Consider the following 12935-nt stretch of genomic DNA (forward strand, 5'->3'; position numbering starts at 1 on the left):
TCAACAGAATAATGCGCCGAGAAAGTTTCACGGGCATCGATGGCTGGAGATTCTGAACCCAATTCGCTATATTGAAAAATAAATTGTTTGCAGATTAGGTATAGATAAAAATCTATGGATAAATCATCCCAAGGCCAACTTAAACTTCGGCACTTAAGCTTTCGTTTGCTCGAGGTGTATGTGCAGGTCGTCAGGCTTGGCAATATCTCGGCCGCCGCGCGCGCCTTGCATCTCACTCAGCCGACGGTCTCTCTTCAGCTTAAGAAATTGGCGGATATTTTGGGTGAGCCTTTGTTAGTAAGCGCTGAGGGGCGAATGCAGCCGACCTTAGTCGGGCAAGAGCTCTATCGGGTTGCCTGCGATACCTTGAGTCGTTTCGAAGACTTCGATGCCTTTATCCAGCAGGCGAGGGGCGGCAGTGTGGGCCATATCAATATCGGTCTAGTCACCACGGCAAAATACGTGATGCCTCGGATTCTAGGGGCCTTCTATCGCCAATTTCCGCAGGTCAAAGTCACCTTAAATATTGGCAACCGTGCGCATATTTTAGGGCGATTCGAGCGCCAAGAAGATGATTTATATCTCTTTAGTCATCCCCCAAGTGGTGAGCATGTGTTATCGGCGCGGATCATTAAAAATCCGCTGCAACTGATAGCCCCTAAGGACCACTGGGCGGTTAAGTGCCAACATCTCAACTTTAGCGAGTTGAAACAAGAGCGCTTTATCATGCGCGAGCCGGGCTCAGCTACACGGCTGATGTTTGAGTCTTGGTGTAGCGCCCAAGGGATTGCCTTGAGCGACACCATGCAAATTGAGAGCAACGAGGCGATTCGGTTGAGCGTGGCGTCGGGCTTAGGTTTATCGGTGATTTCGGCGCACACTCTGCAAGAGGGGCGTGAAAAACCCGCAATCTTGTCGGTGAACGGATTTCCACTGGAGAGTAACTGGTATCTGGTGGGACGCAAGGATAGACGCTTACCCTATGCTGCCATGCAGTTGGTGTCGTTTATGGCGAGTCAACTTGCCGACTGTATTGAACCTGAGTGGGTTGCTGCGGATATTCAGCAGTTAAGCCAGCGATTTAGTGGGTAACAATACTGCTTAAATGCTAATGTGTTTTTACAGGAGAATGTCTCTTACATCCATCTCTTACATCCAAAGTGGCGCCGTTTCCCTGTCGTTTTACCGCAATTTATCGATATGGATATAGGCATAGTTGCTACTCTGCGGTAGATCTTAGATTTACTCATGAGTGGCCTCACGACCTTAAGTGCACCTTGGAGGTCATTTTTATCATTATCACGGTCTAGAGGAGTACTGTGGTAAATATTCGCTTTTTTATGATGTTAATCGTGATCATGTGGAGACGCCTCATTCTACTCTTTGCTGGCTCATCTCAATGAGTCGACTATAGGTGCGGCGAAACTCAAAACTGAGGGCGCCGCCTTGGTAGAGTTCGCTCAGTGGCACGTCGCAGCTTAAATATAAGCTCACCCCTTGATCATATAACTCATCGATAAGGCTGATAAAACGCCGCGCTGGATCATCGTTAGCGGCGTAGGACAGTTGCCGCTCTCCCGTGATGGCCGCTTGGTTGTCGCCTGTGCCATCTTCAGTGCCGCGGGCGCGGATCCAACCTTTTACTTCGCCCCCGAGTCTGGGCACATTACTCAGCATTAACACCTTAAATCGGCTCGCAATTTCAATATAGTCGAGTTGCGAGCGCGGGCCATCGCACAGGGCATGAAAATCAAACCAGGCGACCGAAGGCTGCTGGCCTTCAGCAGTGGTACGCACGACGGGGATATCCCGCTGACAAACGCGCAGTGTATTGGCTTCAAGCACGGGGGCGCCATGCGTCAGCGCCGTAAAAATGGCCTCGAAATCCAGTGTGCCAGTCAGGCCAATATTCTTTGAGGTGGCGGCAATGGCCTCTTCCGACGGCTCGTGATTCAAGGCGTGCAACCTGTGGTCTTGCTCGCCATTGAGATGCTGCATTTGGGTATGGGTTTGGAGCAGGGCAATGCAGGGTAAAAATCTGTGTCTGGCGAGGCCATTTTCATATAAGCGCTCGATAGAAATGTTTGATGTGGCGACTAGCACCACCCCTTGGGCAAACAAGGTTTCAAACAAGCCGGCGAGGATCATGGCATCCCCTATGTCTGATACAAAAAACTCATCGAAACAGAGTACCTTGCACTCCTGCGCTAGATTTTTTGCGATCAGCTTAAGGGGATCGCGCTGCCCCGCATGTTCCTTTAAGGCTTGGTGCACCCGCGCCATAAAGCGATGAAAGTGCAGTCTAAGCTTTCCCTGTTGTGGCAGGGTATCGAAGAACAAATCCATAAGAAAGGTTTTACCCCGGCCAACATCACCCCACAGATATAAGCCTTTGATTGGCTGAGCGTCTGTTCGACCAATAATCTGCTGATACAGCTTATCTAAGGAGAGTACCGCCTGTGCCTGCGCGGGATCCTCAATCAGCTCGGTGCCGATTTTGGCCTGATAAATGGCCAGAGGTGATTGGGGGGCGGTTGCCGTTGTGAGCGGGTTTAAGACCATGGAATTTGTCATCAATTGAGCCAGTATTATCCCTTTGCGGCAGCAAGCTAGGGCTTATTTTTTGTGAGGTGCTAAGCCTAAGTCTGCTGAAAAACCTTGCCAGCCTAACACAGTTAATTAGCGGACTAAAATCTTACCTAAAACCGACTCAGGTCAAATATCAAGGGAATCCAATGCTTTATTCTTCAGGTATTTTCACTTAACATCTTTTTCACAAAAATAATGATATGGAATTAAACCTATGGGTAGCAAAGGTAATGGTGTCACTTTTATCAGTGCCTCAACCTCCATTGAGGGCGAGATGCAACTGGCGGGCACGGCATTAGTTGCGGGGAAATTAGCGGGAAATATCCGCTGCGCCGGACAGATTAAAATCGAGCTTGGTGGCGAAGTCTCGGGTGAACTCTGCTGTGATGAACTGAGGGTCTGCGGAGTTTTTCGCGGCAAGGTGCGTTGCAATAAATTAGTGATTGTCAGCTCTGGCACGGTCGAGGGCGAAGTGCTTAGCCACCAATTAGAAATTTATGAGGGCGGGCAATTTATCGGTCAGCGCATTATCGGCCAAGAGTTGGAACATTTACCCGAGCTATTACAAACCTTAGCGCCAGAGGGCGCAGCTAAAAATACCAACACCGCTCAGACTAACGCCTTGTATGCTCGGGATAATCAGCCGGGGGCGCGCAAATGGTTACCCTATGGCGCCGCGGCCGCAGCCATTATTGTGCTGGTCAGTGTCATAACACCCGTAAAGTTAACCACTTGGCTAAGCCACCTTAGTCAACCAGCGGCCATTACAGCAAATACTGCGCAGGGGGATGCCCTGAATAGTGAAACTCTGCTGCCATCCCCCGTGAAAGATGACTCGCTCGCCAAGGATAGCGCTGTAGCAAGCGATAACGACACACAAACGGCTTCAGCCATGGCATTGGATAGCCATGATGGCAGTAATCCAGAACATCCAAGCGAAGGGAATCCTGATATGGAATCTGGCGCTGCCATGGAAGACTTAGCGCAAATGGAGCAAGGCCATGCCCAGATGTTACAACAGGGCTCGGCGAGCGATGTTCCTAGCGGTAAACTCTAAAAATTAATCGTTTACTTTGACCACCTCTAGCTGCCAGCCCGGCAGCTTGTGGGTGAGATCGGCCGTTATCCTATCGACATCCCCCCGTAAAATCACCAAAGGTTCGCCGCTAAAGGCTTGCTGAGTTAACTGCTGCAACTGAGCGGGCGTGAGGTCCTGCAGCTTAGCGTTCATCGCTTGGTTCGACTGGGGATCTAATCCCAACACAAGTTGATGAATAAATTGGGTTTCGCGCTGGCTGGGATTGTCTTGGGTTAACAGTGCTTCACCAATCAGGTAAGTTTTAAGGGCGGCAATTTCCCCATCGCTCGCGGGTGTAGAGGCTAGCAGCTTTAGATGATCTAAAATCCCCACCACAAAGGCGCCCGTGTGCTCTATCGCCGTACTGCCATAAAACTTGATGCTGGTGGCGAGCGGCGCATTAGCGCATTGGCCGTAAATGCCATAGGTTAAGCCGCGCTGTTCACGTAAGTCGTAATAGAGCCGACCCGAAAAGCTGCGTCCCAAGATGGCGGCCAAACTGCGGCATGCGAGCGGTATATCCTGAGCAGACAAGTGTTTATCGTCGAGGGCATAACCTATTCGTACCTGAGTCTGTACGCTGCCCGGCGCATCAATCAGATAGATAGTGTGGGACTGCTTTATTGACGACGTCGCTCGATTAAGCGGCTTTGGTTTAGTTGATGCGGTGGGCAAGCTTAAGTTTGTATTACTCGGCCACAGGGCGAGGCTTTGCTTTAAATCAAACTCGGCTTCTTCGGTCTCTGTCCTTTCTAAAAACAGGTGCCACTTTGCTTGGGTAAACGTGCGCTGCTGCAATTGCGATAGCTCACTTAAGGTCAGTGAGTCGTACATTGCCTGATTATTGATGCTCTGATTATAGGGATGCGCCGCCCCGAGGAGTTTATCGCGCCAGACTTTATCAATTTCGGCACCACTAAAGGCATTCAAGTGCTTATTGAGTTTCAATTGGCGGCGGATATTGTCGATATCGACCGCTGCCATGGCATGTTCGCTAAACGCATCGGCTTGCCAAAACTGTATCAATAGGCGGTAGAGATGATTAACCGGCATGGGGCAGGCTAGGCTCAGATTGATACTGTGCAGGGTAACGCGAGTCTCGAAGGTTTCAAGGCAGGCATCGGGTTGGCGGAGCGCCAGACTACGGGCTTTTTCCTGCAAGGCGAATTGTAAAATATCCGGATTTTCGAAGGGTTTGCTGGGGCTGATGGCGACAAGGCTCACCCTATTACTCAGCCCTTGGCTGCTGTGTGCTGTGTGGAGCTGGTAGGGGAGTGTTAGGCCATCGGGCACCACATCGATAAACGCTGATTCTGTGGGTAGGCGGATCAGCCCCACCTCCGGTAGCTGAGTTGGTGTATCGAAGCTTGCCAAACTGGGCGCTTGGGTGGCGGTAAAGTTAAGCTGGGTCTGTTGGCAGGCCATTAGCGTGATACCGATAAGGCCAAGACTCATGGCTTTTAGGCCTTTAAGGAGAGTTGGCGCTATTGCCAATCTACTGAATAGAATCGTTTTTATCATAGTACCGCGTCCTCAAGGCTATCGCTCACACTCGATGGCAGCCACTCCAGCAAAGTCTTGCCTACGCGGATATACCAAGGCGGCAAGAGGTCAACCCTGACCATATTGTTGCTAAAGTATCGCGTGGCAACCCGTTGAAGATCTTCTGTCGTCACTGAGTTAATCCGTTGCCATTGGGCCGTTAAGGGATGCGTTTGGTCTTGTTTCGCCGTGGCGGATAGCAGAGTGGCGAGCGATTGAGTGTTATCGAGCTGCGCTAACTGATTGTTCAGCCAAGTTTGTTTCAGTTGGCACAGTTCAGCGTCACTCAATGGCGTCTGATGCACTTTGGCAACCACGCCTAAAACCTTTTCCGTTAAGTCATCGAGGGAGGTTTTGGCCCTAGGCACTAAGATCAGATTGGTTATGCCATGATTTTCCAGCTCAAAGGGCAGTGAATAACTCAACATTTGCGCCGGATCGTGCTGGCTGATTTGCGCTATAACGCTGCGGGTATTTTGGAATAAATAGCCTTCGAGCAGGCGAATAGCGGCGGCGTCGGGATGATTTTTACCCACAGTATGCCAGGCGAGCAGTAAGCCGGGCCAAGGACCACGCTCATCAATAAGCTCTGCATGTACGGGCTTAGGCGTGATTTTTAGTTCATCGAATTCGGTTATGGGCTGATCAGGCGTGGGCCAAGCATTAAAGTGTTGTGCTATAAGCGACTTAACGTCGGATGGAAGCTTGCCGACTAAGGATAACTGCATCGCATCGGGGCGATAATGGGCGCGGTGAAAGGCGATTAAACGCTCGGGACTCGCCTCGGTAATATCCTCACGGCTGCCAATAATACCGTGGCCGTAGGGTGTATACTTCACCTGTTCTAGCAGAAATTCCATCGCACTGCGCACATAGGGCTGGTTATCTATGGTTTGCGCCATTTCTTGGAGCACGGTTTCCTGCTGATTCTTTACCGTAGTCTGGTTCAAATCGGGGCGAATAAAACGGTCGGCCTCGAGGAACAGCCCTAAGCCGAGGGCTTGGCTGGGTAGAGTGACGTAATAATTGGTGTAATCGAAGTGGGTGCTGGCATTAAAACGCGCCCCAAGGGCACTTAACTGCTGGGCATAACTGTCGCCGGGCGCTTGTTCGCTGCCCTTGAAGAGCATGTGCTCGAATAAGTGCGCATAGCCAGTTTGGCCCTTGGCCTCATTGCGCGCGCCGACATTAAATTGGCTGGCAATGGTCAAAGTATGCATATCCGCTTGCGGCAAGAGGTGCACAGTGAGGCCATTGGCTAAAGTGTAAGTCTCAATTTGCGACTCGAGTTGATACAGGCGCTCGGCGCCCGTTATCTGGCACTGCGCCTTAAGCGAAGGGCTAAGCAACGCGATAACTAGGCCGAAATAACCGCTAAGGTATGGTCTCATTTAGCATCCTATCTAAATTACCCGCTGAAGGCTTTCATCTGTGTGCTTGTGTGAGCAGCTTAGCCCACTCCTCTGATTTCATCTAAATCAGTTGAATAGCATTCAGTTTTTTAAAAGAACTGCTATGATGGCACAGTTCTTTTTCTGGCATAAGTACAAGATATGGTAAGCAGATCTCCGTTCGAATCCTTTCAGTGGAAAAGCGATATTTTTAACTGTGAAAGCACAGATATCGATAATTTTTATCTACAGCTTGAGCAGGAAATGTCCCGTTTGGGGATGGTTGAGAAAAAACTCGGTGAAGTCGGCAAGTACAGCGTCAGTCTGTATCAATCTCCCGCCGCCAAATCTGGCTTACCTTCGTTATTGATCAGCGCAGGGTTTCACGGCGAAGAATCGGCTGGCCCTTGGGGCTTACTGCACTTTTTAAGTGAGGCATCGGCCGATTTATTCGAACGGGTGAATTTGAGCATTCTGCCTCTGGTGAACCCAACCGGCTTTAAGCGTGGCCACAGATTTAACAAGTTTGGTGAAAACCCTAACCGTGGCTTCGTGTTTGAAAACGGTAAACCTAAGGCCAACGAGAGCACCTCGGTGGAAGGTAAGCTGCTGTTAGATCATGCGCAGTTACTCATCGCGGCGAGCCGTGACGGTATTTTAACCTGCCATGAGGACGTACTGAGCCGTGAGGCTTATGTGTATTCCTTCGAGCCAAGCCAAGTGCCGGGACGTTTTAGTCTCGATTTACGCGATACCTTAGGGGGCTATTTCCCTATCGCCGCCGACGGTGAGATTGATGGTTGCCCTGTTAAAGATGGCCTCATTTTCAATCACTTCGATACCTCATTTGAGGCGTGTTTAGTGCGTAGCGGCGCACGTGTCGGTGCCTGTACCGAAACCCCTGCACTGCAAAACTTCGACCAACGTATCTTGGCAAATAGCGCGGCAATGACTCATTTCTTGGCCCTTTGCGCACCATTATGCGATTGATTCGATAAGTTCATTTCGATTGAAACAAAAATACCCGCCTAGGCGGGTATTTTTATGGGCGCAGCGGCATCAACCGCTGCAATCTATTACTGGTTGCCGATTATTGATTAATAATCGTTGGCACGCCTGTACGTTCATCGAGCAGCTTTTTAATCACTGCTGAATCAGTATCGGCCTTGGCAATAAACTTGGCGATGTCTTTCGGTAGGGTCAGAGAGACGGGCTCTTCTGATTCAAACTCGGCAATGGTGCGTGACAGTGGTTGGTGCACGGCTAAGTAGCGCTTACCGTCTGGCTCTTCGGTCGCTTTAATCGGTTGGTTCACAAATTGTACTCGGGTACCCACTGGAACCGTTTTGAATAAGTGTTCAATGTCATCGTGGCGTAAACGTACGCAGCCTTGGCTGACACGTAAACCAATACCGAAGCTGGCGTTGGTACCATGGATGGCATACAAGTTACCTATGTAGAGCGCGTAGAGTCCCATTGGGTTATCGGGACCGGCTGGCCATACAGCAGGCAGAATTTCGCCCCTTGCGGCATATTCTTTACGAATACGTGGGGTTGGTGTCCAAGTTGGGTTAGCGCGTTTACGTTGAACACTGGTGACCCAGTTTTCAGGGGTATCTTTACCAATCTGACCAATACCGATGGGCAGCACTTCAACGGTGTTCTTACCTTTTGGATAGTAATACAGGCGCATTTCAGCAACGTTGATCACTATGCCTTCACGCGGCGCATTGGGCAGAATGAGCTGTTGAGGAATTAATAGCTTGCTGCCTGGTGTTGGTAGGAAAGGATCCACGCCAGGGTTTGCTTCCAGCAAGTTGCTTAGACCGAGTTGGAATTTAGCGGCAATATCTTCGAGGGTGTGTTTACCCTCTGGCACTGTGTAATACAGGTTTTCGCCAACCAACCGACTCTTCGAAGACGGTAAAGGGTATTCCGTTGCTAAAGCGGAAAGACTCGGAAAAACCAGAGTCAATAATAAAGCTGTGGTGCGAAGCATACTCATAAGCGGATACTACGATTCCTGTTAATAAAATAACCTGTTTTACGCGGCTTTTTCTCCCCAAAACAGGGCGGCAAATTGTCGGGCAAAGTGCACTGGCGCGCGAAGCTCGCATCCTTCCTTATTTTGGCCATTATTTCAACTGAAATATGATCCGTACGGCGTATTTATCACTTATTTTAGCCTTAAGCGTTTTGCGAGGCGATGCAGATTGCCTGGGTCGAGTCCTAAGGCTCTGGCCGAAGCGGCCCAATTGCCGTTATGTACACTGAGCACTTGTTTGATGAAGTCCCGCTGAAAGGTGTCGGTCGCTTGGGCTAAACTGGCGCATTCCTGCGGGCGATGCTGTGTTTCGTTTACGCTTAAACTTGTCGATGCGCTTGTTTCTGAATGACTTTGTTTAAACGGTAAATCAAAATGTTGTGGCGCTATGGTGCAGCAGCCATCCTGTGCCGAGACGCGCGCCAGCACGGTCGCCCTGTGAATGGCGTGCTCGAGCTCGCGCACATTGCCCGGCCAGGTATATTGATTGAGCAAGATTAAACTACTGGGGCTGAAGTTAAGTTGTTTCATCCCGAGTTTTTGTCGATATCGCTCGGCAAAGAATCCGCTCAACAAGGTGATGTCCTGCTCGCGCTCGCGCAGGGGCGGCACCAGCAGGGGAAACACGCTCAACCTATGGTAAAGATCGGCCCTAAAGCGACCAGCCAGCACTTCTGTCTTCAGATCCTTATTGGTGGCGGCAATGATACGCACATCGACTTTAAGACTGCGATCATCCCCCACTTTTTGAATGTCGCCATATTGTAAGACCCGCAGCAACTTAGCCTGAAGGGTGAGCGGAAGCTCGCCAATCTCGTCTAGAAAGAGTGTGCCCTTATCGGCCATTTCAAACTTACCACTGCGATGGCTGATGGCGCCGGTAAACGCGCCTTTGATATGGCCAAAAAGTTCACTCTCGGCAACCGATTCAGGAAGCGCCGCGCAATTGAGATAAACCAAGGGTTTGTGCTGTCTCGCGGACTTTTGGTGTATTGCCTGTGCAACTAACTCTTTGCCTGTTCCAGTCTCGCCTAAAATCAGTACGTTAAGGTCGCTATGGGCAACAACTTCTATCTCTCGATTCAAGCTTTGCATCTGGGGCGAGTTACCGATGATTTCGGCATCGTGGTTAAGGTTCGGGCTCTTTTCCTGCACATGGGTCGAGTGGCTATTGAGTGCCATGCGCTCCAACTTTTCAACCAGCAGGGCGTTGCTTAAGGATGCGGCGGCAATCGCACTTAAGCTGCGAAGCTCAGTATTGCTGAATTGGTCGAACTGCAGGGGATTAAAGGCATCGATAGTCACGGCACCGATAAGCTGTTCGTCGGCAAATAAGGGCAGTCCGATACAGGCATGGACCTTCAATGCCCCGGTTTGATTGGGGATCAAGCCATCGTAGGGATCGGCAAGTTCACTGTCGGCTGGAAAGCGCACTATATCCCCCGCCCGGGCAATGGCCTCAAGCCTTGGATGTTCATTCAGGATAAAGCGTCTGCCGAGCACATCCTCGTTCAAACCGTCGATGGCAAGCGGGGTAAAATAGTGTCCATGGAAGGTGAGTAGCGCTGCCGCGTCACAGTGCAGGTTAGCTCTCACCGTATCGAGCAAGCGTGAGAAGCGGTCTCTGTGGGCTAAACCAGAGGTGATATCCAGTGCGATACGGGTAAGGTCAGTTTGACTTAGGGCCATAAAAACTCCTGCAGCGAGGTTCCCCTGATTTATAGCATTGATTGTTATATTGACACAGGTTGTTTAGACACTGCTAACCGTTAATGCGGTAAGGCTATAAAAGCGTGGTAAACGATAAACGGCGCAGGCCATCAAACTAAGCAACCAAGGTGCCTAAACGGCACCTTGGTCAGACAGGATTAATCGTTGTGATTAGTGATTTGTTTGTAAAACTTCCTGTTGCACTTTGGCCGGTTTATTCAGGGCTTTTCTTATCAAATCGATTAAGAAGGCACCCATTAAGAGACCGCCGATACTGAAGATTATATCTCCAAACATACGCATCCAAACCAGCTTTTCAACCAGTGGACTATGGATCACTTCTGGTGAGCGGGCGAACCAGTATCCATGGTCGATGACGGCAAAAAACTGCGTAATCCCCACGGGTAATAACGACATGAACACCATAGCTGCTAGGCCAATGTTGAGGCTCCAGAAGGCGCCTTTGAGTATTTTGTCATTCCACTGCATATTGCCGGTGAGGCCCCGCAGACAGAAGAGCATCAAGCCCATGCCCAGCATACCGTACACGCCCATAAAGGCGGCGTGACCATGGGTGGCCGTGGTGTTTAATCCTTGAATGTAATAGAGCGAGATAGGTGGATTGATTAAGAAGCCCAGCATACCTGCTCCGACTAAGTTCCAAAACGCGGTCGCCACAAAGAACATTATCGTCCAGTGATAACGTTGCATCCAGCCACTGGCTTTACGCAGACGGTAGGTTTCCATCGCTTCAAAACCAATTATGGCGAGGGGAACGACTTCTAAGGCGGAGAAGATGGCGCCCCAGGCGATCACTGAGGTCGGGGTGCCAGTAAAGTAGAGGTGGTGTAGGGTGCCAATCAAACCTCCGGTTAAGAAGATCACCGTTGTAAATAACACCGCACCGTTGGCACTGCGACCGCGGATTAACCCTAAACGTACCAACATCAAGGCGATAACGGCGGTGGCAAAGGTCTCGAAGAAGCCCTCAACCCACAGGTGCACTACCCACCAACGCCAATATTCTGCAATCGCTAAGTTGGCGTGTTTACCCATAAAGAGGCCTGCGCCATAGAACAAACCAATTGCCACGCAAGAGGCATAGAGTACCCAAATCACAGGGCGCATCTCGCCTTGCACTTTAAGGGCGGGTTTGATGGCTGCGGTGACTAAGGCAAGCCAAATCAATAATCCGACGAGGAGTAAGATTTGCCATACTCGGCCAAGATCTATGTACTCATATCCTTGATGACCAAAGAGGAAGTTCATATCGAGGTCAAAATACTGCTGCACCCCAATCCATTCGCCCGCCATGGAGCCAAGCACCACGACGACTAAGGCTACCCAGAGTACGTTAACGCCGAGACGCTGATATTTAGGCTCATAACCCGATAAGGCGGGAGCAATATACAGCCCAGTACCTAACCAGACCGTGGCTATCCAAAATACCGCTAATTGGGTGTGCCAGGTACGAGTCACTGAGTAGGGCAGTATTTCTGAAATCGGTAAACCGTAAAACTCTTGGCCTTCAACCGCATAGTGGGCTGTGATCCCGCCGAGTAAAATTTGCAGTAAGAACAGTCCTATTGCCGTGATGAAGTATTTGCCGACGGCTTTTTGTGAGGCGGTGGGTTTAGTGAAAAACAGCGGATCTTGCTCCGAGGGCTTGGGCAGGCTTTCATGCTTGCCGCTCGCATGGTGCCAGATCAATCCGCCAATCCCCGCAATTAAGGTCACAATACTGAGTATCGACCAGACGATATTATCCGAGGTCGGTGTATTGCCTAGTTGGGGATCGAAGGGCCAGTTATTGGTGTAGGTATAGGGGGCATCGGGGCGCTCGGTGATTGCCGCCCAGGCTCCCCAAAAGAGAAATGCATTGAGTTGTTCGCGGCGCACTAGATCGGGCACAGTGCCTTCTTTCATGGCGTATTGTTCACGAAGGTTGCTGAGTTCTGGATCGCTGCCAAACAGGGATAAATAATGCTGCTCGACCTTATTTATCGCCTCGATACGAGTGTCGGACAAGCGGATCAGCACAGTGCCATCGGCCTGTGGCTCGACGCTGTTATGGCGTAAATCTTCCCTTAATGCCTGCTCAAGCCCAGCCTTTTGTTGGGAGTTTAATTGGGCAAACGGCGTTTGATATTGCTGCTCAGCGCGAATATCGAGCCAAGCTTCGGCTTCTCTGTGTAACCAGTCAGCGGTCCAATCGGGGGCAACATAAGAGCCATGTCCCCAAACCGAACCCAGTTGATGGCCGCCCATGGAGCGCCAGACCAATTGACCTTGTTCGATATCATTTTCGCTAAACACAACCTGACCATTTACATCGGTAAATGCAGTGGGGATCGGCGGTTTTTCCCGATAAATTTCACTGCCGATGCTCAGCAGGACAGTGAATGAAGCAATCAGCACAACTAACAGTGCGATAGCGGTGAGTTTTTGTTTGCTCATAAGTCTCCTTGATGCAACGTCATTTTGATACGTTTCACCTGCTATTGCGTAATACGTGCCAAACCTTTTTGTTGTTGAAAATAAAGAAGAATATAAATTTTACCCTATGCTTGATTGTCTTTTT

9 protein-coding genes are annotated in these 12935 nt (G+C 50.2%); 3 read left to right on the forward strand and 6 right to left on the reverse strand.

The features are described 5' to 3' along the window. Positions 1–114: 114 nt before the first annotated feature. Entirely contained in the window at positions 115–1092 is a 978-nt protein-coding gene (locus tag N7386_RS04275) for a LysR family transcriptional regulator (protein ID WP_279767152.1), read from the forward strand. Between the two features lie 279 nt (positions 1093–1371). Here N7386_RS04275 and zapE read toward each other — a convergent pair whose 3' ends face one another. After that, on the reverse strand, positions 1372–2574 hold the full coding sequence (gene zapE, locus N7386_RS04280) for a cell division protein ZapE (RefSeq protein ID WP_279767154.1): 1203 nt from the start codon (positions 2572–2574) through the stop codon (positions 1372–1374). A gap of 229 nt (positions 2575–2803) precedes the next feature. On the opposite strand from zapE, the gene N7386_RS04285 reads away from it, so the two are divergent. Next, positions 2804–3646: a polymer-forming cytoskeletal protein gene (locus N7386_RS04285; protein WP_279767155.1), complete on the forward strand. Its 843-nt coding sequence runs from the start codon at positions 2804–2806 to the stop codon at positions 3644–3646. 3 nt (positions 3647–3649) lie between these two features. Here N7386_RS04285 and N7386_RS04290 read toward each other — a convergent pair whose 3' ends face one another. After that, positions 3650–5188: an insulinase family protein gene (locus N7386_RS04290; protein ID WP_279767156.1), complete on the reverse strand. Its 1539-nt coding sequence runs from the start codon at positions 5186–5188 to the stop codon at positions 3650–3652. Further along, positions 5185–6600, reverse strand: coding sequence for a pitrilysin family protein (locus N7386_RS04295; protein ID WP_279767157.1), 1416 nt, complete (start codon positions 6598–6600; stop codon positions 5185–5187). Before N7386_RS04295 ends, N7386_RS04290 begins: the two co-directional genes overlap by 4 nt. A gap of 162 nt (positions 6601–6762) precedes the next feature. Between N7386_RS04295 and N7386_RS04300 the strand changes: the two genes are divergently transcribed. Continuing rightward, complete coding sequence (locus N7386_RS04300; RefSeq protein ID WP_088210999.1) at positions 6763–7590, forward strand: M14 family metallocarboxypeptidase; 828 nt, start codon at positions 6763–6765, stop codon at positions 7588–7590. 100 nt (positions 7591–7690) lie between these two features. Here N7386_RS04300 and N7386_RS04305 read toward each other — a convergent pair whose 3' ends face one another. The 3 genes from N7386_RS04305 to N7386_RS04315 form a co-directional block, all read right to left on the reverse strand. Beyond that, positions 7691–8605 (reverse strand): L,D-transpeptidase family protein, encoded by a 915-nt coding sequence (locus N7386_RS04305; RefSeq protein WP_011625331.1) that lies wholly within the window; start codon positions 8603–8605, stop codon positions 7691–7693. Between the two features lie 171 nt (positions 8606–8776). Continuing rightward, entirely contained in the window at positions 8777–10333 is a 1557-nt protein-coding gene (gene norR, locus N7386_RS04310) for a nitric oxide reductase transcriptional regulator NorR (RefSeq protein ID WP_279767159.1), read from the reverse strand. A 192-nt stretch (positions 10334–10525) separates the two neighbouring features. Continuing rightward, positions 10526–12811, reverse strand: coding sequence for a nitric-oxide reductase large subunit (locus N7386_RS04315; RefSeq protein WP_279767160.1), 2286 nt, complete (start codon positions 12809–12811; stop codon positions 10526–10528). Positions 12812–12935: the final 124 nt, after the last annotated feature.

Source organism: Shewanella sp. GD04112, assembly GCF_029835735.1.
Taxonomy (GTDB): domain Bacteria; phylum Pseudomonadota; class Gammaproteobacteria; order Enterobacterales; family Shewanellaceae; genus Shewanella.

Bases quoted from the DNA above. Each gene is read 5' to 3' on its own strand.
- N7386_RS04275 (WP_279767152.1), top strand. From the start codon at position 115: ATGGATAAATCATCCCAAGGCCAACTTAAACTTCGGCACTTAAGCTTT.
- zapE (WP_279767154.1), bottom strand. From the start codon at position 2,574: ATGACAAATTCCATGGTCTTAAACCCGCTCACAACGGCAACCGCCCCC.
- N7386_RS04285 (WP_279767155.1), top strand. From the start codon at position 2,804: ATGGGTAGCAAAGGTAATGGTGTCACTTTTATCAGTGCCTCAACCTCC.
- N7386_RS04290 (WP_279767156.1), bottom strand. From the start codon at position 5,188: ATGATAAAAACGATTCTATTCAGTAGATTGGCAATAGCGCCAACTCTC.
- N7386_RS04295 (WP_279767157.1), bottom strand. From the start codon at position 6,600: ATGAGACCATACCTTAGCGGTTATTTCGGCCTAGTTATCGCGTTGCTT.
- N7386_RS04300 (WP_088210999.1), top strand. From the start codon at position 6,763: ATGGTAAGCAGATCTCCGTTCGAATCCTTTCAGTGGAAAAGCGATATT.
- N7386_RS04305 (WP_011625331.1), bottom strand. From the start codon at position 8,605: ATGAGTATGCTTCGCACCACAGCTTTATTATTGACTCTGGTTTTTCCG.
- norR (WP_279767159.1), bottom strand. From the start codon at position 10,333: ATGGCCCTAAGTCAAACTGACCTTACCCGTATCGCACTGGATATCACC.
- N7386_RS04315 (WP_279767160.1), bottom strand. From the start codon at position 12,811: ATGAGCAAACAAAAACTCACCGCTATCGCACTGTTAGTTGTGCTGATT.